General features: G+C 38.4%; 26 protein-coding genes and 1 other annotated feature. Of the genes, 7 read left to right on the forward strand and 19 right to left on the reverse strand.

The genetic code is table 11. The annotated features are described in order from the left end of the window. Positions 1-16: 16 nt before the first annotated feature. Positions 17-2,659, reverse strand: a complete 2,643-nt coding sequence (alaS, locus tag MW695_RS06005) for an alanine--tRNA ligase (protein ID WP_247104199.1) — start codon at positions 2,657-2,659, stop codon at positions 17-19. A gap of 79 nt (positions 2,660-2,738) precedes the next feature. Continuing rightward, positions 2,739-2,945: a binding site (T-box leader), on the reverse strand. A gap of 44 nt (positions 2,946-2,989) precedes the next feature. Next, positions 2,990-4,057: an AI-2E family transporter gene (locus tag MW695_RS06010; RefSeq protein WP_247104200.1), complete on the reverse strand. Its 1,068-nt coding sequence runs from the start codon at positions 4,055-4,057 to the stop codon at positions 2,990-2,992. Positions 4,058-4,188: 131 nt separating this feature from the next. On the opposite strand from MW695_RS06010, the gene MW695_RS06015 reads away from it, so the two are divergent. Beyond that, the gene (locus tag MW695_RS06015; RefSeq protein WP_247104201.1) at positions 4,189-4,743 is read left to right on the forward strand and encodes a GNAT family N-acetyltransferase; all 555 of its coding nucleotides are present in this window, start codon (positions 4,189-4,191) and stop codon (positions 4,741-4,743) included. Between the two features lie 47 nt (positions 4,744-4,790). Here the strand turns inward: MW695_RS06015 and MW695_RS06020 are convergent, their stop codons facing one another. From MW695_RS06020 to MW695_RS06040, 5 genes are all read right to left on the reverse strand, one after another. Next, positions 4,791-5,159, reverse strand: a complete 369-nt coding sequence (locus tag MW695_RS06020) for a VOC family protein (RefSeq protein ID WP_247104202.1) — start codon at positions 5,157-5,159, stop codon at positions 4,791-4,793. A 33-nt stretch (positions 5,160-5,192) separates the two neighbouring features. Continuing rightward, on the reverse strand, positions 5,193-6,206 hold the full coding sequence (locus tag MW695_RS06025; protein WP_247104203.1) for a serine hydrolase domain-containing protein: 1,014 nt from the start codon (positions 6,204-6,206) through the stop codon (positions 5,193-5,195). Between the two features lie 142 nt (positions 6,207-6,348). Next, positions 6,349-6,867, reverse strand: coding sequence for an NADPH-dependent FMN reductase (locus MW695_RS06030; protein ID WP_247104205.1), 519 nt, complete (start codon positions 6,865-6,867; stop codon positions 6,349-6,351). A gap of 12 nt (positions 6,868-6,879) precedes the next feature. Beyond that, entirely contained in the window at positions 6,880-7,866 is a 987-nt protein-coding gene (locus MW695_RS06035; protein WP_247104207.1) for an NAD(P)/FAD-dependent oxidoreductase, read from the reverse strand. A gap of 56 nt (positions 7,867-7,922) precedes the next feature. After that, positions 7,923-8,777: a pirin family protein gene (locus MW695_RS06040; RefSeq protein WP_247104209.1), complete on the reverse strand. Its 855-nt coding sequence runs from the start codon at positions 8,775-8,777 to the stop codon at positions 7,923-7,925. A 134-nt stretch (positions 8,778-8,911) separates the two neighbouring features. Between MW695_RS06040 and MW695_RS06045 the strand changes: the two genes are divergently transcribed. Further along, the gene (locus MW695_RS06045; RefSeq protein WP_247104210.1) at positions 8,912-9,532 is read left to right on the forward strand and encodes a helix-turn-helix transcriptional regulator; all 621 of its coding nucleotides are present in this window, start codon (positions 8,912-8,914) and stop codon (positions 9,530-9,532) included. A 439-nt stretch (positions 9,533-9,971) separates the two neighbouring features. Here the strand turns inward: MW695_RS06045 and MW695_RS06050 are convergent, their stop codons facing one another. Then, the gene (locus MW695_RS06050) at positions 9,972-10,208 is read right to left on the reverse strand and encodes a hypothetical protein (RefSeq protein ID WP_247104211.1); all 237 of its coding nucleotides are present in this window, start codon (positions 10,206-10,208) and stop codon (positions 9,972-9,974) included. A gap of 299 nt (positions 10,209-10,507) precedes the next feature. On the opposite strand from MW695_RS06050, the gene MW695_RS06055 reads away from it, so the two are divergent. Together MW695_RS06055 and MW695_RS06060 are read left to right on the forward strand one after the other, a co-directional pair. Continuing rightward, complete coding sequence (locus MW695_RS06055; protein WP_247104212.1) at positions 10,508-10,900, forward strand: thiol-disulfide oxidoreductase DCC family protein; 393 nt, start codon at positions 10,508-10,510, stop codon at positions 10,898-10,900. A gap of 169 nt (positions 10,901-11,069) precedes the next feature. Then, complete coding sequence (locus MW695_RS06060) at positions 11,070-12,896, forward strand: UbiD family decarboxylase (RefSeq protein ID WP_247104213.1); 1,827 nt, start codon at positions 11,070-11,072, stop codon at positions 12,894-12,896. A gap of 69 nt (positions 12,897-12,965) precedes the next feature. On the opposite strand, the gene MW695_RS06065 is transcribed toward MW695_RS06060, so the two are convergent. The 10 genes from MW695_RS06065 to MW695_RS06105 form a co-directional block, all read right to left on the reverse strand. Further along, the gene (locus MW695_RS06065) at positions 12,966-14,201 is read right to left on the reverse strand and encodes an MFS transporter (protein WP_247104214.1); all 1,236 of its coding nucleotides are present in this window, start codon (positions 14,199-14,201) and stop codon (positions 12,966-12,968) included. 133 nt (positions 14,202-14,334) lie between these two features. Next, a complete protein-coding gene (locus tag MW695_RS22660; RefSeq protein ID WP_260505870.1) occupies positions 14,335-14,463 on the reverse strand; it encodes a DUF3918 family protein in 129 nt (42 codons plus the stop codon). 16 nt (positions 14,464-14,479) lie between these two features. Then, positions 14,480-14,677 carry a hypothetical protein gene (locus MW695_RS06070; RefSeq protein ID WP_247104215.1) on the reverse strand — a complete coding sequence of 66 codons (198 nt, stop codon included), beginning with the start codon at positions 14,675-14,677 and terminating at the stop codon, positions 14,480-14,482. Between the two features lie 16 nt (positions 14,678-14,693). Then, positions 14,694-15,161: a PRC-barrel domain-containing protein gene (locus tag MW695_RS06075; protein ID WP_247104216.1), complete on the reverse strand. Its 468-nt coding sequence runs from the start codon at positions 15,159-15,161 to the stop codon at positions 14,694-14,696. Positions 15,162-15,210: 49 nt separating this feature from the next. Continuing rightward, a complete protein-coding gene (gene recD2 / locus MW695_RS06080) occupies positions 15,211-17,493 on the reverse strand; it encodes an SF1B family DNA helicase RecD2 (protein WP_247104217.1) in 2,283 nt (760 codons plus the stop codon). Between the two features lie 13 nt (positions 17,494-17,506). Then, entirely contained in the window at positions 17,507-18,163 is a 657-nt protein-coding gene (locus tag MW695_RS06085) for a tetratricopeptide repeat protein (RefSeq protein ID WP_247104218.1), read from the reverse strand. A gap of 60 nt (positions 18,164-18,223) precedes the next feature. After that, positions 18,224-19,345: a tRNA 2-thiouridine(34) synthase MnmA gene (gene mnmA / locus MW695_RS06090; RefSeq protein WP_247104219.1), complete on the reverse strand. Its 1,122-nt coding sequence runs from the start codon at positions 19,343-19,345 to the stop codon at positions 18,224-18,226. A 15-nt stretch (positions 19,346-19,360) separates the two neighbouring features. Further along, a complete protein-coding gene (locus MW695_RS06095) occupies positions 19,361-20,512 on the reverse strand; it encodes a cysteine desulfurase family protein (RefSeq protein ID WP_247104220.1) in 1,152 nt (383 codons plus the stop codon). Positions 20,513-20,534: 22 nt separating this feature from the next. Further along, a complete protein-coding gene (gene cymR / locus MW695_RS06100; protein WP_247104221.1) occupies positions 20,535-20,954 on the reverse strand; it encodes a cysteine metabolism transcriptional regulator CymR in 420 nt (139 codons plus the stop codon). A gap of 102 nt (positions 20,955-21,056) precedes the next feature. Continuing rightward, positions 21,057-22,022, reverse strand: a complete 966-nt coding sequence (locus MW695_RS06105) for a LacI family DNA-binding transcriptional regulator (protein WP_247104223.1) — start codon at positions 22,020-22,022, stop codon at positions 21,057-21,059. A 92-nt stretch (positions 22,023-22,114) separates the two neighbouring features. Here MW695_RS06105 and MW695_RS06110 point away from each other — a divergent pair, with 92 nt between their 5' ends. The 3 genes from MW695_RS06110 to MW695_RS06120 all read left to right on the forward strand — a co-directional run bounded on the left by MW695_RS06110 (position 22,115) and on the right by MW695_RS06120 (position 23,475). Further along, a complete protein-coding gene (locus MW695_RS06110; protein WP_247104225.1) occupies positions 22,115-22,264 on the forward strand; it encodes a hypothetical protein in 150 nt (49 codons plus the stop codon). Between the two features lie 126 nt (positions 22,265-22,390). Then, positions 22,391-22,990 (forward strand): CBO0543 family protein, encoded by a 600-nt coding sequence (locus MW695_RS06115; RefSeq protein ID WP_247104227.1) that lies wholly within the window; start codon positions 22,391-22,393, stop codon positions 22,988-22,990. After that, complete coding sequence (locus tag MW695_RS06120; protein ID WP_247104229.1) at positions 22,987-23,475, forward strand: CBO0543 family protein; 489 nt, start codon at positions 22,987-22,989, stop codon at positions 23,473-23,475. Before MW695_RS06115 ends, MW695_RS06120 begins: the two co-directional genes overlap by 4 nt. A 43-nt stretch (positions 23,476-23,518) precedes the next feature. On the opposite strand, the gene MW695_RS06125 is transcribed toward MW695_RS06120, so the two are convergent. Continuing rightward, positions 23,519-24,238, reverse strand: coding sequence for a class I SAM-dependent methyltransferase (locus MW695_RS06125; RefSeq protein WP_247104231.1), 720 nt, complete (start codon positions 24,236-24,238; stop codon positions 23,519-23,521). Between the last annotated feature and the right edge of the window lie 34 nt (positions 24,239-24,272).

A 24,272-nucleotide genomic window follows, 5' to 3' on the forward strand; every position in this document is an offset into this window, starting at 1 on the left:
CACCAAAATGATCCATTTAGGAAATTGTATTTACGTAATCTTGAACAAAGGCAAGTGCCTTTTCTAATTCCTCTGGCTTCTTTCCACCTGCTTGGGCCATATCGGGACGTCCACCACCTCCGCCTCCGCAGCGTGTCGCTACTTCCTTTACAAGCTTACCGGCATGGTAACCAGATTCAAGCAAATCTTTTGTCACACCAGCTACAATGTTTACTTTTTCACCAGATACAGCAGCTAATACAATGATACCAGAAGATAGGTCCTGCTTTAATTTGTCGACAATTGCTCGTAATGCATCCATATCACCAGCATTCACTTTTTTCGCAAGTACCTTTACTCCATTAACTTCAACAACATCATCAATTAGGCTTCCAGCTTCCATGTTACCCAATTTCGCCATTAAAGATTCATTCTCACGCTGAACTTCTTTTAATTGTTGATTTAAAGACTCCACTCGTTGTGGAACTTCTTCTACTCGTTTCGCTTTCAGGATAGAAGCAGCATCTTGTAAATCTCGTAGTTGACTGCTCATTTGCTCATAAGCACCTTGTGCCGTTACCGCTTCTATTCGACGCACACCTGCACCAATTCCAGATTCACTTACAAGCTTACACAAGCCAATTTCAGCTGTATTTCGAACATGACAGCCACCACAAAGCTCCAAACTATATTCGCCGACTCTCACAACACGTACTGTTTCTCCATATTTCTCACCAAAGAGCGCCATTGCTCCCATAGCTTTTGCTTCATCTAGCTTCTTTATTGTAATATCAACATCGGTCGCTTCCCAAATTTGTTTATTGACAATCTCTTCAATTCGACTTAATTCTTCTTTCGTCACTTGACCAAAATGAGAGAAATCGAATCGAAGTCTTTCAGCGGACACGAGGGAGCCAGCTTGATTCACATGCTCACCTAAAACATCCTTTAACGCTTGATGAAGCAAATGAGTCGCCGTATGATTTTTCACAATCGCTTTTCTGCTTGGAGCATTCACTTCAGCGATAGCCGTTGCTCCAACTTGCATAACACCCTCTTTTATAATAATTGTATGAAGATGCTGACCGTTAGGCGCTTTCTTCACATTCTGAACATCAGCTACAAACCCTTCACCGCTAATCGTACCAACATCCGCGATTTGTCCACCGCTTTCAGCATAGAATGGTGTTTTGCTTAGAATAATTTGCACTTGCTCTTGTTCGTGTGCTTCTCTTATTACTTCTTTATCAGCAATGATTACTTCAATCTTTGTCTGTTCAACCTTCAGCTCATCATATCCAACGAAAACACTTTCAGCATTAATCTGTCCAAGTACCTCATCCTGAACTTGCATTGAGCCTGTTTCTTGTCTCGCTGAACGAGCACGTGAACGTTGACCTTCCATTTCCTCTTCAAAGCCTTCACGGTCGATTGTTAAACCTTGTTCTTCCACGTATTCTTCTGTCAAATCAACAGGAAATCCATACGTATCATAAAGTCGGAAAACGTCAACACCAGAAATCACTTTCTCATCATTCTGCTTTGCCTCATCAAGCACCTTATGTAAAATAGCTAATCCTTCATGAAGTGTTTCATGGAATCTCTCTTCCTCATTTTTCATGACTTTTTGCACAAATTCTGTCTTCTCTTTTACCTCTGGATAAAAATCCACCATAATTTCACCGACAACCGGAACGAGTTCATACATAAAAGGACGGTCAATTCCAATCAACTTTGCATATCGAACAGCTCGACGTAAAAGACGACGTAATACATACCCACGTCCCTCATTGGAAGGCAATGCACCATCCGTTACGGCAAATGTTACCGTTCGAACGTGATCGGCAATCACTTTAAAGGCAACATCAATTTCAACATCTTGGCCATATGATTTTCCGGAAATAGGCTCCGTTGCTTTAATAATCGGCATAAATAAATCCGTTTCAAAGTTTGTTGGAACATCTTGGATAATGGACACCATACGTTCAAGTCCCATACCTGTATCTATGTTTTTCTTAGGTAGTGGTGTGTATGTACCGTCTGGATTATGGTTAAATTGTGAAAATACTAAATTCCATACTTCAAGATATCGATCGTTTTCCCCACCAGGATAAAGCTCAGGATCACTCTCATCGTCACCATATGCTACGCCACGATCATAAAATATTTCCGTATTCGGTCCACTTGGACCTTCACCAATATCCCAGAAATTCCCTTCTAAACGAATAATTCGTTCAGGTGGAAGCCCAATTGTCGATTGCCAATATTCATAGGCTTCGTGATCCTCAGGATGTACTGTTACGGATAATTTGTCAGGATCAAATCCAATCCACTGATCGCTCGTTAGAAACTCCCAAGCCCACTCAATCGCTTCTTCCTTAAAGTAATCTCCAATTGAAAAGTTCCCAAGCATTTCAAAAAACGTATGATGCCGAGCTGTCTTACCTACGTTTTCAATATCATTTGTTCGAATCGATTTTTGCGCATTTGTTATACGGGGATTATCGGGAATCACTCGACCATCAAAGTACTTCTTTAAGGTAGCAACCCCACTATTAATCCATAATAAAGTCGGATCATCATGCGGGACGAGTGATGCACTCGGTTCAATATCGTGCCCTTTTTCTTTAAAAAAATCTAAAAACATTTGTCTAACTTGTGCAGATGTTAAATGTTTCACCTTCATCGACTCCCTTTACATGTAATCTGGTATACCAAATTCTCGTAACGTTCATAGAAAAAAGCCCTCACTCCCTCAATAAAGGGACGAGAGCTTGTTCACGCGGTACCACCCTAATTATAGACATTCGTCTATCACTTTCATACCTTAACGCGGGTTAACGGTAGCGATTAGCTACACTCAGGATTAGCGTTCTGAAGCTCTTCACTTAGTTCACCTTCCAGCCTCGGGCAAACCTCTCTATACAAGTGGAACTGCTTCATACTCGTTCCTTCAACGTTTTTACCTGTTCATTTCGCTCTTTTATTATAAAAATGTAACAAGCAAATGTCAACGTGCGAGACGGTATGAACGTATGTGTAAAAAAAACACCTTACCTATGGCCAATAATGGTACAGCCAATAACATACCTAAAAAACCCCCAATTTCTACACCAACTAATAAAGCTAAAATAATTAATACTGGGTGAAGGTGTATACTCTTTCCAACGATAACTGGTGATAGAATGTTACTTTCTAGCTGTTGAATAATAAATAATAAAAGAATCGTAAATAATCCAAGCTGCCACGATTCAAGAAAACTAACAATCACAGCAGGAGCCGCACCTATGTAAGGACCAAAAAATGGAATTAAATCAAGTGCGCCGATAAAGACACCGAGAAGGATCGGGTATGGTACACCTAACAGCCACAGACCGAGAGTTGACATGACTCCAACTAGTAACGATACGAGTAATTGTCCTCGTATAAATCCTCCTATCGCTTGGTCGACATCCTTTATAAAGCGCTGCAAAGGTTTTCGCCATCTTCGCGGTGTCACATACCAGCAAATCCTCTGAATTTGATCATAATCTTTCAATAAATAAAAAACTAAAAATGGGATCACGATTAAAGCGAAAAAAGATGTCACTAAAAAGAGAAACACTGCTTCTACTTGACTAAAAATGTGTTCACCTAATCGAATTAATTGATCTTTCCAATTTTCTACCTGAAGCTGGATGGGTTTTGGCAAACTATGGAGCTGGTGGTCCATTTCATCTGTTGCTTGCTCAATCATTTGAACTTGCTCAGGTACAACTTCAACAAAATGTTCAATTTGCTTTTTCAATTCTGGAAATCCAATCATAGCAATAAGTGCAAACAAGCCGATCATTAAAAGAAAAAGTAACATAACAGCTACGGTTCTTGACATCCCAACTTCATGAAGCTTCTCCACTATCGGGTGAAGTAAATAAGCAATCAAAACCGATACACCGAGTGGTAATACTAAAGCCTTGAAAATAGCGCTAAAAGGAGCAAAAATTGGTGTAAGCTGAATAAAAACAAAGATAATGAGAGCAATGATCAAAATAAGAGCAGAACGATATAACCATCTAAACCATTTGTTGTTATTCTCCACCTCTCTCACCTCTTTCATTAGTATGACCAATTTAAATAGAATCATCATGAACCTAGTATAAGAATTTCATCCCACGAACATGTTTTTCATGTTACTGTAAAAAAAGGATATTAAGTCTTTAGGAGGTTATCATGTTTACTAAAAAAATAGATGATTCGTTAATGATTAAACAAATTGAATACACAGATGCTCATCAACTGTTTTATGTAGCAGAGCAATCAAGAAGCCATTTACGCAAATGGCTTCCCTGGGTAGATGACACAACAACTGTTGAACATACCAAAAACTTCATTCACTCCTGCGAACAGCTCGCTAACGAAAGCAAAGGTTTAAATACTGTCATACTCTATGACGATCAAATCGTTGGAAATGCAGGATTTAATCAAATTGATCACATTAATAAAATAACAACGATTGGTTACTGGTTGGCAGAAAACGTTCAAGGAAAAGGAATCATGACTCGTGTTGTTCAAGCCTTAACAGCTTACACATTCGAAGAGCTACAATTCAACAAAGTCGAGATACGTGTTGCTAAAGAAAATAAAAAAAGCCGTCGCATACCAGAACGACTCGGCTTCCTTCATGAAGGCTGTATTCGAAGTAGTCAATACTTACATCATACATATATGGATATCATTATTTATGGGTTATTAAAAGATGAATGGATGAATCAGAATGTCAACTGAAGTACCTCTCCTTATATTTCAATTTTAACTTATGCACCCATTCTTCTCTATTTTTCACTTTCATTAATAAATTCCATTCGATTCCCGAACGGGTCACGACATTCAAATCGCTCATACCCTGGGATAGGAACGGCTTCAACAATCTCGATTCCTAACTTATTCAATCTTTGTTTCCAATGATCTAGATCGGACACTTCATAGGCAATATGTGCCTTCGTCTGAAAACGATCAAACCCTTCTTCTGTCCCAACATGTACTTGACGATTACCCACCTTTAGCCAAAATCCTCCTCTCCCCTGTAATGACGCTGGCTTTTCCATTTCCTCTATCCCTAACCCTTCACAATAGAAAGCTCTTCCTGCCTCTTCTTCCCCTGTTGGAATCGTTATTTGGACATGATCTATACCTTTGATCATCCTCACTCACTCCCATAATTTTGTACATATTGTTCATTCCCATTCTTTTTCAATGACTTCTACTATATCATGAGGACCACTCGATTTATTAGAAGTGACCACAACTATACAATCCCTTTCAGGATAATAAGCTGAAGCGAAGCTTACACCAGGATCATAACCCATAACATGATATTTGCGTCCAAAAGCTGTGCTCTCCTCAATCCAAACGCCATAACCATAACAGCCACCTTGACCTGTTAGTACGTGAGAGGTAAACAACAACTCCGTCATCGTTTCACTTAATAGTCTACGCTCACGTACAGCCTGCCAAAGATTAATCATATTACTAGTTGTAATAAAGGCCCCTCCATCTGCTCCACCAATGATCGGTAAAGAATATAAATTTGTTCTCCACATTCCATTTGCTTCATCAATATAACCTAGCGCGGTATTGCTTGGTAGATGATCAAGTGAGTAATAACCTGATTTATCCATGTTACAGCGTTTAAAAATATGCTCCTCCACATAGCTTGTGAAACTCATACCTGATAACTGTTCAATGACTAACCCTAACAAGATATAGCCCGCATTATTATAATGAAACCTCTCACCTGGGGAAAACTTCATTAAATCATTTTGAAATAAAGGTAAAAAGTCACGAGGATTTTTCATTACATACACCGGTACTTTCTCCCAGATTTCCTCAAAATCATCCATGAGCTCTTCATCAAAATAATCGGGTACACCAGAGCTATGTGTTAATAAATGATGTATCGTAATCTCTTCTGAAAAATTCGGAAAAGGAACAGACAAGCAATCCTTCAATTTCGTATGTAGTGTTAGTTTCCCTTGTTCAACAAATTGACAAATCGCGATCGCTGTAAACAGTTTGCAACCAGAAGCAATTCCGAATCGTGTGTCGATGTTATTTTCTAATTTCTCTGATCGATTCGCATAACCGTATGCTTTATGTAGGGTCAACTGTCCATTTCGAACAACATGTACAACTCCCGAGAAGTTCATTTCCTCACTCTTACTACTAATTTTTTTCTCTATATCACTCATCTCTAATGACTCCTCTCTTCTATCTTTCATTATAAAATATTCTACAATTACTATAAAATCCCTTTACTCATATACTCTTTCAAATTAATTAAAAACGCCACAAGCAAATACCTTTAAGCCTGTGACGTTTCACTCATACTATTTATTGTTGTACAATCGCTTCTGCTAACACATCTATACGAGTTAATACTTCTTGATCGACAATTTCATTCTTCTCATTAAAGCTTCCATTTACAGCAAACACTTGCGTATTCGGTACGGTAGCTTTCAAAAATTGCAGGATTGGCTTTAACTGATATTCAGCAACAAGAAAATGACGCTCTGACCCTGCAGTAGTAACGATGCCTGTAACTTTCGATTGAAACACCCCCATCGGTAAGTGGTCAAACAGGTTTTTTAACACACCTGAAATAGAAGCCTGATAAATTGGTGTTCCGAAAACGAGTGCATCCGCGGCAATCATTTTCTGCACAACTTTCTGAGTGTCATCGTTATACTCTTCTAATGGTAAGCCTCGTACCCAATCAATCTCATACTCCTTTAAATCAATTAACTCCGTTTCGACAGCTGGGCTTTTCCGTTTAACAGCTTCTAATACTTCACTAACAACTTTTACTGTTTTAGATCCAATCATTGAACCAGATACGCCAACTATTTTCATTTCCATGACCTCCTATTTAAATACACTCGTACTATGCAACGGCTGAACTCTTGAAGCAGGGTCAATATATGCTTTTGCATGATTTATCGCAATTGGTGCTTCACCTAACCCGACCGCAATAAGTTTCACCTTTCCTTCATAGTTTACAATGTCACCTGCTGCAAATATGCCCTCAATATTGGTTTCCATTTTTGAATTAACGATAATTGATTGACGATCCATTTCTAAACCCCAGCTTTTAATCGGACCAAGAGAAGAAATATTTCCATAATTGACGATGATATGATCAGTATCAACCACCTCTTCATCTCCATTTTTATGAGCAATCACTACTTGACGAAGCGTTTCTCCCTCACCAATTAATCGTTTGATAGCGTATGGTGTTTTTATATTAACCGAAGAAGCTTTTAACTCGTTGACGCTACTTTCATGAGCTTTGAAATCATTTCGACGATGACATAATGTAACATGTGATGCAACATTCTCAAGCATGAGGGACCAATCTACAGCTGAATCACCACCACCACAAACAAGAACACGTTGCCCTTCAAAAAACTGTAAATCCTTTACTGAGTAATGCAGGCTCTTCCCTTCATACAACTGCTCCCCTTCAATCTTTAATTTACGCGGTTCAAACGCCCCTATTCCTCCAGTAATCAAAATAGTTTTGGAAACATGTTGCCCTTGATTGGTCGTTAACGTAAACTTGTCCTCATCTTTCTCCACATGTAAAACTGTTTCATTAAGACAAATCGTTGGTTTGGCAAAAGCAGCTTGCTCCTCTAAATTCTTAATAAATTCTTTCCCAAGTACCTTCGGAAATCCACCAACATCATAAATATATTTATCTGGGTATAATTCGCCCACTTGCCCACCAAGTTGACCTAAGCTATCAATAATCTTCACCTTTAAGTCACGCATTCCTGCATAAAAAGTCGCAAATAAACCTGTTGGCCCTCCACCAATAATCGTTACATCATACAATTCTTTTTCATTCATTGATTTTCTCTCCCATTCTTTTATTATCTTTTTATATTATTAAGTATAAACAACCATCACGACTTAGCTGCCGGACCAAATTTTCCAGTACGATAATCATGATAAGCTTCTTTTATTTCTTCTTCTGAATTCATGACAAACGGACCATACGGAACGATTGTCTCTTTAATTGGTTCTCCAGAATAAATTAAAAGCTTTACTCGACGTGAACGAGCAACTATTGAGCAGTTATCGTGACTCAAGCTAACTTGGTCAGTCATCGTTAGCGTTGCAACATCATGCTTTTTTAGCACTGTTCTTTCATCACCTATTTCAAGTTCACCTGAGAGTACATACACAAATGCCTGATGCGTAACAGGTAGTTGATGTTGATAGCACGCTCCTTCTTCTAAATTGGCCTCAGCTATCGTTATTGGAACCATTGACTGAAGCGGTCCAACGATATTCCCAATTTGTCCTGCAAATATTTTAACGAATCCACGATCTATCTCAATTGTAGGAGTAGCTTCTGAATAAACATTTTGATAATAAGGCTTAGAGAACTTTTTCTCTTTCGGCAAGTTTAACCACAGCTGTAACGTATGAGCAATGTCATCACTAACAGCTTCCTCTGCATGTCGTGCACCAGATCCTGCATTCATATATTGCATATCACCTGGTTCAAGGATTTCACGACTTCCACTATTATCAATATGCTCTAACCGACCATCCACTACATATGTAATCGTCTGGAATCCTCGATGGGGATGATCAGAAAAGGCGCCTCTTTTAAACCAATCCTCAGCCATTATGATAAATGGGTCAAATTCCTTAAATTTCCCATTCGGCAGCACCCATCCTTTCTGAATAAAAGGAAAACTCATCTCTTCATACTTAACGGTCCATTTGTTTTTAACACGGCGTTGATTCATTTCTCTCACCTCTTATTTTATATACATTTTAGTATAAAAAGTATATAATGATAGTACATCATATCCATCATATTTTGCAAAGCATTCAGCTTCTCATTCATTCAAATATTTTCATACATAGAGGAGAGACTTACATGCACTCAACAAAAAACAAACTACTAGAACTTCTCAAGAAAAACGGAACTTTGTCTGTTCAAAACTTAACAGCCACATTAAATATCACACATATGGCAGTTCGAAAGCATATACTTTCACTTGAGAAAGATGGACTCATTGAAGGGAAAGAAGTTAGACAAGCGGTCGGTCGTCCGCAACAAAGATACTCTTTAACTAGCAAAGGGGAGCTACTTTTTCCAAGAAACTACGAAGGGATTAGCGTTGAATTTTTACAGGATATTGAGGAATTACATGGTTACGAGGTCATTCACACTTTGTTTAAAAAAAGAGAGCAACGTTTAACAAAAAGTTATAAACAACGACTAATTCAAACAAATTTTGATGAAAAAATAGCAGAGCTCACTAATATACAAAATGAGAAGGGCTACATGGCTGAGCTGCAAAAAATAAACGACGGAACGTACGAATTAACAGAATATAATTGTCCTATTTTAGCCATTGCCTCTGATTACAAAGACGCTTGTACGTGTGAAACCGAAATGTTTAAGCAAGTGCTTGAAACAAATGAGATTGATCGAATTTCCTGTCAATCAGATGGTGAGCCACATTGTAAATTCTTAATACGAAAAAATAAATAGTGGCACCACTTGCAAGTTTAAGCACATTAATTTTATTGATTTAAAAAATGAGGCTGGGACAAAAGTGGTTTATCTAAAAGAAAAGCCGAACAATGATAGATGGTGGACGTAAACCGCTCCTGAAATATACTTCGCTTTCCGCGGGAAGCCGGTGAGCCTCCTCGTGCTTCGCACTGCGGGGTCTCACCCTTGGCTTTTCAGCGGCCCTTTAAGTAATGTGCGTAGCCGTTGCCCGATTTTGAAAGCCTTTCTATGAGTGGGTTTCTCATAGAAAGGCGTGCAACGAGCGGAGCCATTACTCTTCTTTGAGTTACTAGAAAGGACTTTTTCAGTGGTCTCGCTTTTCATTCCGCAGGAGTCTACGTATATTTCATCCGCTACGTTCATCTTTTGTTCGGGTTTCCAGATAGACACTTTAGTTATGTCCCAGCCTCATCCACTATTTTTCTTGTTTTTCACTTGTTTGACGATTTAAGAAAACGGTTAGAGCAAAGAAGATAACAGCCGCTCCTAAAATCGTGCCACGGAATTGCCATAGAATTGATGTTGAATAATGCTCAGCGTAAAACCCCGCATGAATAAAGGATACTAAAAGTAAACCTCCAAAAATAAACGCTCCTAAAATAAACATGACTTGTTTCGGATTCACATAAACATCACGGTTTGCTTCTCCCATAAAATTGCACCTCACTACAATAAACTTTTCTCTTCATACTATCTTACCTATTATTTCTTTCACTTTCAAATAGACGAGACAAATTAATAATTTATGTTAAAATGAGGCTAACATGAATGGACTTCAACTTTTTGAATGACCTCGAAGCAATGAAGCGTAGTCGCTATATCTTTTAAAGTCTTATGATCAGTGGTTTTCTCGCCACAAGACGCATAGTGAACGGAACCATTGTCATATTTTTTGGGTACTTTTTAAACATTGCTTTATAAATTTGATAATTCGATAGGAATGATAAACTGATGAAACGAATCGTACTTATTGATGGAGATTGTCATATATGTAACCAAAGTGTACAATTTATTATTAAACGTGACCCAAATGCACAATTTCAATTCGCTTCCTTACAAAGTGAAATTGGTCAATACTTATTAGCAAATCATAATATATCAAGCACAATGAATAGTATGGTACTTATTGAAAATAATCAACACTATATTCGTTCAACAGCTGTATTACGAATTTGTAAACAGCTAAAAGGACTATGGAAGCTATCTTATATCGCCATTATTTTCCCTCGCATACTTCGTGACGCAGTTTATCAAATTGTTGCGAACAACCGTTATAAATGGTTTGGTCAAAAGGAGCAATGTCTAGTCCCAACATCTGATATGAAAAAGCGCTTTTTAGACTAGGCTACTTGCCAATACTGAAATTGTTAAATATTGGCGCCTTAATAACATCTACAATGTACTACTCACTTCCCTCACAATTGTCACAAAATCGCTCACGCTCAAACAAGACAGGTCATCAATAAAAACGGTATACTAGTAATAAATCTGTCTTCGTAAGGAGCTTTCGTCAATGTATCAATCTCTAGAGGAATGTATATTAGATTTAGAACAGAAAGGTGAACTGATTCGTATTAAAGAAGAGGTCGATCCTTATCTTGAAATGGCTGCGATCCATTTAAAGGTATATGAAAAAGGAGGTCCAGCGATCTTATTTGAGAATATTAAAGGATCAAAATATCCCGCTATCTCTAATCTTTTCGGCACAATCGAACGTAGTAAATATATGTTTCGTAAAACATGGAATCCAACTGAAAAAGTCATCCAATTACGGAATGATCCTATGAAAGCGTTGAAGCAACCGTTGAAGCATGTTCAATCAGGTTTAGCTGCTTCAAAGGCGTTACCGTTGAAGAAAAGAAATGGTTTACCTTCTCACTTGGAGGAAATTACAATTGCTGAATTGCCACATATTCATCACTGGCCTGATGACGGAGGTGCTTTTGTCACATTACCCCAAGTGTATAGCGAAGATCCTGACAAGCCTGGAATCATGAATGCTAATTTAGGAATGTATCGTATTCAAATTAGCGGAAATGACTATGAACCTAATAAGGAAGTAGGAATCCATTATCAAATTCACCGTGGCCTCGGTGTACACCAAACAAAAGCAATAAAAAAGGGTGAGCCACTCAAAGTGAGTATTTTCATCGGCGGGCCACCGTCTCACACATTATCTGCTGTTATGCCACTTCCTGAAGGACTTAGTGAGCTTACTTTTGCCGGCTTATTAGCAGGTAGACGTTTTCGATATAGTTATGTTGATGGCTACTGCGTTAGTCATGATGCAGACTTTGTTATTACAGGAGAGATTCATCCAAATGAAACGAAGCAAGAGGGGCCATTCGGTGACCATCTCGGCTATTATAGCCTTACCCACCCTTTTCCGATGATGCGTGTTCACAAGGTTTTTGCTCGCAAAAATGCCATTTGGCCATTTACCGTTGTTGGACGACCTCCTCAGGAGGATACATCATTCGGTGAATTAATTCATGAATTAACAGGTGATGCTGTCAAACAACAAATACCTGGCGTTAAGGAAGTCCACGCGGTTGATGCTTCAGGGGTTCACCCTCTTCTATTCGCCATTGGTAGTGAACGCTACACACCATATGAGGAAGTGAAACGACCGTCAGAATTAATGACAATCGCAAACAACATTTTAGGAACAGGACAATTAAGCTTAGCGAAATATTTATTCATTACAGCTGAAGATACAGATCCCATTTCGACACATGATGAAGAACGTTTTTTAACGCATATTCTCGAACGAATAGATCTTCGGCGTGACCTTCATTTTCAAACGAATACGACCATTGATACGCTTGATTACTCTGGAACAGGTCTTAATTCTGGAAGTAAAGTCATAATTGCAGCTTATGGAAATAAGAAACGAGAGCTTTGTACAACCATCCCAAAAGTATTAGAAGAACTCTCAATTGTCCATAATCCTTCCATTGTCTTTCCAGGTGTAGTAGCAATAGAAGGCACTGAATTTTTGAGCTATGAACAAGCACAAATCGAATTAGAGGAATTAACTACTACACTAGCTAGTAATGAGGATTTGTCTTCATGTCCACTTATGATCCTGTGTGACGATAGTAAGTTTCTAAGTGAGACTCTTTCTAATTTCTTATGGGCCACCTTTACGAGAAGTAATCCTTCACATGACATCTATGGAGTTAATAGCTATTATCAATTTAAGCATTGGGGCTGTGATACGATGATCATTGATGCACGGATGAAACCTCACCATGCCCCACCACTCATTTTAGATCCTCAGGTAGAACAAAGCATTGCACGCTTCTTTAGTGAGGATGGAACGATCAAAAGGACATAACATTAACAGTAGTATTAAGCGCTGCTCTTTCTTTTAAGAGCAGCGCACTTCTTATGTTAAATATTTCTTTCACACAAATTTCCCTTCTTTTTTAAACAATTTTAATAAAATGAAACAGCAAATGACACACGCAACAGGTGTTGTAATAATAAAGGCAAAGCCAACTTGCATACCAATATTGCCCCCCATTAATAGTTCATATCGATCAGAAAGAGCATTAATTGCTTCAATGAAAAACCCAATAAATAAATTGATCACGACACTTCCGATACCCATTAACGAGACAGTAAATGTAATCGCGGTGCCAGTCCCTTTCGCATAGCGTTTTGCGAGTAATGCCATTACAGTTGGATAAATGGGTGCAATCCCAGCTCCAGCAAGGGCAATAACAATTGCACCATCATTGCCTAATGCTATCCCAATAATGCCACATACACTTGAAAACAGAGAAAACAATAAAATCGAATGTATGTACCCAATTTTATCTGTTACAGGACCTAGAAAGAGCCTTGCTAGCATAAAAAAGAAAAAGAATAATGACAAAATCTTTGAAGCATCTTCAATCGTCCACTGAAACACATGAACGTAATAATTGACTAACCAGCTTGCAGTTGCAAGCTCTGCCGTCACACCAAATGTTAATAAGATGACAATCGTCCAAGCGATGCGATCCTTCATTAGCTTTTTAATTGAAATGTTTTCTTCTCCATCTTCCTCCTCTTCGTTTGAAAAACGAGCAATTAAAGTCGGGATTATCGGCAATATCGTTAGTGAGAGGACTATCATGTACATAAAACGCCAACCAAGTTCTTCTCCTCCAAATTCCCACCCCATAAGAGAAGCAGCCATTATAGGTGCGACTGTCGACCCTAGTCCATAAAAAAAGTGCGAAAGGTTCATCATCGTTCCAGTATGGTTTTTAAAAATTTGAGCCGCTATAATAGCTAAAGCGATCTCGAGCATCCCGTTCCCAACATATAAAAAAAAGAAAGATGCTGTTAAATAAGGAAATGAGGTCGAAGCAAATAAACAAACACCCGACAGCGCCATGGCGATGAAGGCAATGATCGTAGTTGCTTTAATTCCAATTTTATTGGCTAAAATAGATGTGTACATACAGGCTAGTAAGAACCCCAAAGAATTTAAGGCTAACAACAAACCAAGCTGTGCTTCACCAATTTGAAAATCAGACTGTATTTGTGGAATCGCAGGCCCTCGAACATTTTCAGATATGCCAAACAATAAAAAACCGGCAAATACAACGATTACAAGTATGTAATAATTTTTCTTTAAAGACAATTTCACAGATGCTCCTCCTACACGTTCCATTAAAAACTAGTATACTACAAACTTTTTTACTAGTCTTCTAAGAAAAAGCGAATGTCTTATTACGATCTAATACTGAAAAGACAAGCCCTTTTGGACTTGTCTTTTACGATTATTTAAACATCTTATTCACAGGCTTCATCATTTGCTGGAATCGATTCGACCTTCTACGGTCATTCATCGTCCATGCCGCAGCTCCAATTCCGATTGCAATTAATGAAGTTGTTACAGCTTTCCTCATAACTGTCACCACCTATTTAGTTGGCTTCCATTTCGATTTCTAAATCATGGTCCTCAAATAGGTCATCCAATGAACTGAGTGTGCCATCCTCCTCAACTTGATGCATAGAAAGCTTCCCATCTGATAAGGTCATTTCGACAAAACAGCTCCAGCAATAATACTGGTTTGTTCCAATTTTCCCGATATCTTTACTTTGGCAATTTGGACAACGCATGATACGAGCTCCTTTCTTACTCGGTCATAATCGCTCGCCCTTTGGTAATCGTTAATGGTTCTTCACTCTTAACGACTTTTCGACCCTCCATTAGATCAGCGATTAATCCTTCTGTCACTTCATACCCTACGATTGTCCCCACTTCTTCTTGAAAATATACATCTTCCATCAAACCTAGCTTCTCACCTTCTTGAGAAAGCAAGGTCATTCCTTGTAGTCGATTCTTTCCATGCTTCAATAAAAAATCATGTTTTCGTTCAAACAATTGGAGTTTCTTAGAGCTCGTAATCATAATAGCGTCTTTGCCAAAGCTTTTCACATCAGAAATAGGTAATAAGCGCTGTCTTGTAAGCCAACCTTTTGGATCAACGAGTAACCCCAATATCCTACCTTCCTTATACACTAAGTCATTCACATGACCACACTCTTGACCTGTCGCTTGCTCAATGACCGGAAAACCTTCTATTATTGAAAATGTCCGCAAAGCTATCGCCACCTTCCGAACATTTATAGCATCTGCAAGGCTATAATCTTTATACTAGTTGACTTTTTCCACTCGCCATTTGTTCTAGTTTATCTTTTAACATCGAATGACGCTCTAACTCATTTTGTTGTGTGATCGCAGACCTAAATGCAGATAGTTCTCCACACAATAACAAGAACTGCTTTGCTCGTGTAATGCCCGTATAAATTAAATTACGTCTAAGCATTCTCGCATAGCTTCGTAATACCGGCATCACGACAATTGGAAACTCACTGCCTTGAGACTTATGAATGGAGCAGCAGTACGCATGAGTAATTTGATTAAGTTCACGCTTCGGATAAACTACTTCCTTCCCATCAAATGAAACAACAAGTTGATCTTGTTTTTCTACATTTTCCTTCGCATAAAAAATGGCGACAATTTCACCACGATCGCCATTATATACATGCTCCTCAGGATTATTCACAAGCTGCAATACAACATCACCTGTCCGATAAACAATGTCACCAAAGCTCAGCTCTCGCCTTCCTTCTTTCTTTGGATTAAATAGCTCCTGTAAAAGGAGGTTTAATTCCGTAATACCTGCTTGACCTTTATACATCGGTGCAAGCACTTGGATATCCTTAGCGGTAAAACCTTTTTTGACGGCATTTTCACAAATTTGTGAAACAGCTTCTTTCACTTGGTCTAACTGACAAGGGAAAAAGCGCCGATCTGCTTGTGGCTCAGCTAGTGATTCAGGAACATGTCCACCTTTAATCGAATGAGCCAAATCTATGATAGATGATCCTTCCTTTTGTCGATAAATATCGGTTAAATGAACCGTAGGTATAACGTTAGACTCAAGAAAATCCTTTAATACTTGTCCTGGGCCAACTGAAGGTAATTGATCTTGATCTCCAACGAAAATGACTTGCATTTTCTGTGGAACGGCCTTCAATAGTTGATTCATCAACCAAATATCAACCATCGAACTCTCATCAACGATCAGTAATTCACCATCAATTTGCTCATGGTCCCCTTTTTCAAAGCCTCCACCATTCCCACTCCATCCAAGTAACCGGTGGATCGTTGTCGCTGGTAAATCAGTTGATTCATTCATTCGCTTTGCTGCACGTCCTGTTGGTGCAACGAGTAAAACTGGAAACGGGTTTGAGTTAGAATATGCATTTGGATCGAGTGACAATCCGTGTAACCTTGCATACAATTCAACAATTCCTTTTATAACAGTAGTCTTACCTGTCCCTGGACCACCTGTTAAAATCATCATTTGTGAAGAAAGAGCCGTTTGAATAGCTTCCTTTTGTGAATTTGCATAAGAAAGCTTTTGCTCTTCTTCTAGCTTTCCCAATTCCTTTAGAAATTCAGCTTCCGGAAATTCAGCTTCTACCTCTTGTGATAATATACGGCGTACATTCGTTACAATGCCTTTCTCCGCAAAAAATAATGTCTTCATATATACACGGTCATCTTCTTCCACAATTAAATCATCTTCAGCCATCATGAGAAGCTGCTGCTCCACTTCGTTCATTTCAATACTAAGTTGTGGCGTAGAGAGAAGTGAAATCACTTGAGGGACAAATTGATCGCGATATAAAAAAACATGGCCTTCCTGCAAACAAAACTCTTGAATGAAGAATAAACAGCCTGCTCGTATTCGATCAGGGTGATTACCCGTAATACCAATCGCAGCTCCTAGTATATCCGCTCGTCTAAAACCAATTCCATCAACATCTTCAATCAGCTTGTATGGATTTGTTTGAATGATATCAAGTGCTTGTATTTTATAAGCTTGGTACACTTTTAATGAAAGTTCCACACCAAATCCATGCTTTGATAGCTCTAATAATACTTGCTCTACACCTTGCTGTTCAATCAACTCTGAATAAAGGTGATCGGCTTTTTGTCTCGTTAGCTTCGGAATATCATACAACACTGTTCGATCCTCAACAATTCGTGTAATCGCCCGTTCACCTAATTTATCAACGATTGTCTCAGCCGTCTTCTTACCAATTCCAGGAAATCGATCACTTGATAAATATTGAATAATACCACTTTTGGTATGTGGCAGATCTCGTCTAAACTGATCCACTTTGTACTGCAGACCAAATTTGGGATGCTCGGCGAATTGCCCATAGAATAAAAATGTTTCACCTGGCTCTGATTGTGGGAGAACTCCAACAACTGTTAGCTTTTTATCCTCAAGCTCTTCATTTGTCTTTTCAACACGAACTAGGGCAACTGTATAATAGTTTTCATCATTACGAAACAAAATATGAAGAATCGTTCCTTTTACATAACCTCTTTCGACCGTTTCAATTTCATCATTCATCCTTATTCCACCCTTACTTTAAGGCATTTTCAATCGTTTTCTTTCCATTTGCCGCAAGCATATGATCTGGTTGAATGTCTAGCGCTTTATTGAATGAATCTAATGCTAATTGAACCTGATCCTTATAAGCATAAGCCACCCCTAAATTAAAGAAGGCGTCAGCATGATTCTCGTCTTTCTCAACAACCTGTCTAAACTCGTTAAGTGCTTCGTCCACTTGTTCTAGTTGTGCCAAACAAAGACCGTAATGAAACCTGGCATCAACATCATCCCCATTTAATTCAACTGCTCTTTTTAATGAACTTAGCGCATGAGGTAATGAGCCAAGCTGGTAATAGCTCATCCCAAGCATAAAATGGACATCTGGCTCATCTAATTTTTCCATGACGGCCTTTCTAAAGAGTTTAACCGCTTCTTCAAATTGATCTTTTTTGTAATAAATCGTAGCAGCACCATAATACGCCGTCGCTGCATGCTCATCTAATTCAATCGCCTTGTCAAAAAATGCAAGCGAGCGCTCAACATCTCCCACAATACCAAGTAAATTACCAAAATTAATGTAACCAGTTGGATCTTTCGGATTCTCTTCTATCGCAGCGGTAAAACATTTCGCTGCTTCCTCATACTGTTGTTCATTCATGTGCTGGATTCCTTGCTCCATCATCGTCATATATTCACAACCTTTTTATCAGTAAAAGCGACCTAAAAGCAAGGCTTCTAAGTCGTAATATTAAGAGTATTTAGCTAACTTTTCATGTAACGGGTAAGATGAACTGACACGATCTATAGTCCCTCCACCTAAACAAACATCACCATCATAAAACACGACAGCTTGCCCTGGTGTAATAGCCCGTTGACGCTCATCAAAAGTTACCAGAACCGTTCCATCTTCATTTGGTGTAACCGTAACAGGCTCATCCTTTTGACGGTAGCGAAATTTCGCCGTACATCGAAACTCTGTTATCGGCTTTTCATTAATCCAATTTAGATCAATTGCATCGAGAGCCTCTGAGTAAAGACCTTCATGATGAAACCCTTGTCCAACGATTAAAACGTTGCGCTCAATATCCTTCCCAATCACAAACCAAGGTTCACCAGCACCACCAATTCCTAGTCCTTGACGCTGGCCAAGCGTATAATACATTAATCCATCATGAGTCCCTTTTACTTCACCTTCCACCGTTTGCATCTCACCAGGCTGAGCAGGCAAATATTGTGCAAGAAACTCTTTAAAGTCTCGCTCCCCAATAAAGCAAATACCTGTACTATCCTTTTTCGTTGCTGTTGCCAAATTAGCTTCGACGGCTATTTTACGAACATCATTTTTCGGTAAATGCCCAATAGGAAACATCGTTTTTGATAATTGCTTTTCAGATAGCGCATTAAGAAAATATGTTTGATCCTTATTCTCATCCCGCCCTCGTAATAAATGAGCTCGACCATCACGCCATTCCACTTGCGCATAATGTCCAGTAGCGACATAATCAGCTCCAAGTGTCAACGCATGATTTAAGAAGGCTTTAAACTTAATTTCCTTATTACACATGACATCAGGATTAGGTGTTCTTCCGGCTTTGTATTCTTCAAGAAAATACGTGAAAACTTTATCCCAATATTCCTTTTCAAAGTTCACTGCATAATAAGGGATTCCGATTTGATTACATACACGAATGACGTCTTCATAATCTTCTGTTGCCGTACACACACCATTTTCATCTGTGTCATCCCAATTTTTCATAAAGATGCCAATTACATCATAGCCTTGCTCCTTTAACAGCAAAGCTGTCACTGATGAATCTACACCTCCTGACATCCCAACAACGACACGGGTTTCCTCAGGTCGTTTGTTCACTTTGATCACCTCTGTTTAAATAAATTGCTCTGTCTGCTTAAGTCGCTTCACAATCTTAGCTGTCTGTTTTGCGACATACTCAATTTGTTCATTTGTGTTTCCTAATCCAAAACTAAACCGGATTGCTGAAGTTAACCGTTCATCATCCTTACCAAACATCGCTACAAGAACGTGAGAAGGCTCTACAGAACCTGCCGTACATGCAGAACCACTTGAAGCTGCGATATTAGCCAAATCCAAATTCATTAATAGCGGCTCAATCTGTACATCTAAAAAACTTATGTTCATAATATGTGGTAAACGGTTATACTGGTGACCATTAATCGTAAATTCAATTTCTTCTTTTAATAAGCGATCCACAAGCTGTTGTGAAAACAACTCATATTGCTCTCTTCGGCCTTGAATAGACTTAGTAGCTAACTCTAATGCTTTGGCAAACCCTACGATGGCTGCAACATTTTCTGTTCCAGCACGTCGCTTTCGTTCTTGTTCACCCCCATATACCAATGGCTTTAATCGCTTCGTAGTATAGAGTAAACCTACACCTTTAGGACCATTAACCTTATGTGCGGAAATTGAAGCCATATCTACTGGGAGTGTATTGAAATTTAGGTTGAGGGCACCACACGCTTGAACAGCATCTATATGAAAAGCAGCTTGATGCTCAAGTAACAGCTCACCAATTTCTACAATGGGCTGAATTGTACCAACTTCATTATTACCATACATTAATGTTACTAAAATCGTATCCTTACGTAATACTTTCTCTACAGACTCGCGGCTGATGGTCCCAGATGTATCAACAGGTAAATACGTTACATCAAATCCACGCCTTTCTAACTCTTGACATGCATGAATAACCGCATGATGCTCAATTTGCGAAGTAATGATATGCTTCCCCTTTGCTTGATGCTCAAGAGCATAGCCGATAATCGCTAAATTGTCCGCTTCCGTACCACCACTTGTAAAGATTAACGTCTGTTCCTTCACTCCAAGAAGTGTCGCCATCGTTGAACGAGCCTGATCTAAGGCAGCTCGAGCTCTCCTTCCTGCTTTATGAATACTCGATGGATTTCCATATTCCGGTCCATAATAAGGCATCATTGCTTCAAGTACATCTGGATGTACCGGAGATGTCGCTGCATGATCAACATACACAAACTCCACTTCTTTTCACCGACTTTCTACATTATATATAGAACATGTAATATTCTTGTTTTCCATCATCCTCAAATGTCGCTAAATCATCTAACGTTGTTTCATCTAGTACATTTTTCACTGCATCACGGATTTTCATCCATAGATTACGTTTAGCTGGTTCTTCATCCTCCATCACTTCAACTGGTGTAATAGGCCCTTCTAATACGCGAATGATATCTCCAGCTGTAATCTCTTGTGCTTCCTTCGCTAGCATATATCCACCATAAGCACCACGAACACTTTTAACTAGCATCGCATTTCGCAACGGAGCAATAAGCTGCTCTAAGTAATGCTCCGAAAGATTATAATCCTTCGCAATTGATTTTAATGATACTGGACCTTCACCATATTTTTTTGCTAATGCAATCATAATCGTTAAACCGTAACGTCCTTTTGTCGAAATCTTCATATGTCAACCTCATTTCTTTAATAAATTCATATCAACAAAGCCTCTTATCGTCCCAACCAACTAATTCTTAGCCATTATAGCATGATCCATTGATTTATGCAGTTAGACAGTTTCCCGTTCAATGAGTTTGACAATAACCTCTTCATATGTAGGTTCTTTATTATTTTGAATGGCTTGCTGAAACAACTTTTCACCCAATTTAACAATTGGGATTTCAATGGTTGTTAAATGCATTAGCTTCGCGATTGGTTGATTATCAAACCCCATTAAAGCCAAGTCTTTTGGAACCTTTATGCCTTCTTCTAGACAACATGTCATAACACCAGCTGCAACTTGGTCACTTGTTATAAGCATTGCGCTCGGTCGATCTTCCATTGTACTAAGCTTCTTAGCCACTCTTTGTCCATCCTCTAAGTGGTAACATTCATAAAAAATATTCGCTTCGTTCAAGCTGAGAGAATACTTATTGTGAAAATCCTTATACGCTTGAGCTCGCCGGAGACTATTTGCCCCATTCCTCCGACCGACACAATAGCCTATATTTCGATGCCCGTTATCATACAAATAATCAAGCGCCATCATAAATGCTTGATAGTGATTGACAAACGTTGCAGAGACTCCTTTGCCACGAGTATCCTCACACATAACGATCGATCCTTCATTCATATAAGCTTCAATTATATCCCATGTGCTTTGACGTGAACAAATAATGAGTGCATCTATTTGACGATTTTCTAACATCTTTAAGGCCTCAAGCTCTCTTTTCTCATCATAATTTGTCTGAACGAGTACGAGGTGGTAGCCATGATTAGCAGCAGCCCTTGTTATCCCTTCAATGAGTAACCCAAAATATGGATCATTCGCAAATGGAACGACCACTCCAACTAAGGACGTTTTCCCTCTACTCAAGTGAACTGCATTTATATTGCGGTGATAGTTACTTTCTCGCACCGCACGTAAAACCGCTTCTTTCTTTTCCTTACGAACATACCTATGCCCATTTAATACACGCGATACGGTCGTGACTGATACACCTGCCATTTTTGCAATATCATGAATATTGGCCATTTTATTTACAACTCCATTTTAGTAAATTACTACTTGTTCTGAAACGCATTTCATAATATACGATGTTCTCAAGTAGAGAAAGGAGGAAAATTATGATATTTGTCCAAGGACTTATTTCACTCATTTTCATGTGTAGCACGATACTTATCTTTGCCTCTGTTTGCATAAAGGAAAATAAAATAACAGAGACTCCAACTGAAACGAAGCAATATGACTATTTGTTTCATTCTTTTCATTCCTAGGTTACAGAGTGTGTGACATTCCATGTAAATGTTACACACTTTTCAAGTTAGGTCATTATGCATGATGAATACCGTTAAGGATATACTAATTTATAACCACTGACTGATAAACAAAAGGAGAACATGATGAAACAAAAACACCTTGGCTTCATTTTAGTGATGATTTTTATAAATGTTTTCTTACGGACATGGAAAATATTCCCTGAATATTACAAAAGTTTATTATACGTTGCATTCATTAATTCTTGTTATTATTATTTATTTAAAAGGAGGCTGTTATGGGATTTCAACCCAGGGGAGTTCAATATTTATGTATTACGTGCTTTACATTTATTTATCGGTACTCCTTTACTCGTACTCAGCTGTTTGGCTTATTTTCCAAAAACATTAAGTAAACAGACCATCTATATTTTAACATGGACATTAGGATCGACATGTATTGAATATATAGCATCCAAGTCTAAATTAATTACCTACCATAATGGCTGGAATATTTTCTGGTCATGCTTTATCTACTTTAAAATGTATACGTTCAGCTATTTATTTCAACTAAGACCTATATTGACATGGGGGCTATCCACAATTTCTCTCATATTTTACATGATTCGCTTTCAAGTCCCTTTAGAAACTCGTTTTCTTAAGGGGCCGATTCTACTATGGCTACAAAAAAATATTCAACCGTATACACAGATTAATCGACTAATAAAGAAAGGGTTTATTTCATGAAAGAAAAAACCGAACAAAAGATATTATGGGGAGTTTTAGTTACGTCTATTATTTCTCTCATTTATTTATTGAAAAAACCATCTATTAAAGATTGGTTGCTTGTTTATTTTATGAATGGATTTTCTAATGTTTTTATTGACGCCTTTTTCGTTTCAAAAGATATGCTGTCCTATCCGACTAGGTTATTTCCAAAAATTTTGAAAGGGAATTTTTTGTTTGATATCCTCGTTTATCCAACCATAATGGTTTACTATAATCAAGTAACTCGAAATGATTCCGTCTTTCCTATAACCGTAAAAATTTTTCTATTTACAATTCCAATGTTATTGATTGAGCTATGGGCTGTCCAAAACACGTCGCTCATTCGTTGGAAGAAGGGATGGACTTGGAAACATACGTTTATCTCTACAACATTAAAGTCATTGCTAAACCGGCTCGCAATAGGGGTTATTCGCAAAATCGATGCCAATATAATTCAAATGTAAATCAGGAGACCGAAACGAGAATTTTCGGTCTCCACTGTTTTGATCACTTCGTAAGGACTAGCATATGTGTGGCACCTTTTACAAACTGGAAATCAACCTTAGCTTGTTTAATCGTAACAGGTAATTCAGATAGCCTTTGCTTTAGTTCATCTACATGCGGATACAAATCTCCATCAAAACCTAATAATGGGTAGAGCCGAATCTCACCACCAACTTCACAAATGCGGATTAGCTCACGCAATGACCTTTCGTGAAAATCAAATGTAAACTTCTTCCCATATAGGAACAAAAAATGACTACATACAATAAGGGAAAACTGGTTATTCGCAAAAGGTAATAGGGTAAGCTGCCCATTTATATAACGTTCTTTACATTCTACATAGTTATTTAAAAACATAGTTAACGATCGCTCTCTCAATTTCATTAACTTATCAATCGATCCATACGTTTCCCAATTAAATAACTCATATGCATGTAACAGCTTCTTTCTAGCTAGTAACAGCTCATTGCTGCCTTCTTCCTGTAATACATTTACAGACTTTTCATATTGAGGATCCACTGCATATGCATCGATCCCCCTTTTCAGCGCTTCCGCTGTAAAAGAAGATGCTCCTGCTGCAACATCTAATACTTTACCTTTCATGGTTTGTCTCAATTGAAACATTTGCTCATATTCCGTGTAGGAGCGACAGGTCATCGCCACACCAACCTGTTCATATTTCAACTCTCGTATCTCAGCTTTTCTCAACTCTTCTCGACTCATCTATTCTCACCTTTCTCTACACATGAATTTTTGT

This window comes from Halalkalibacter sp. APA_J-10(15), from assembly GCF_023017105.1.
GTDB lineage: Bacteria > Bacillota > Bacilli > Bacillales > Bacillaceae_D > Halalkalibacter.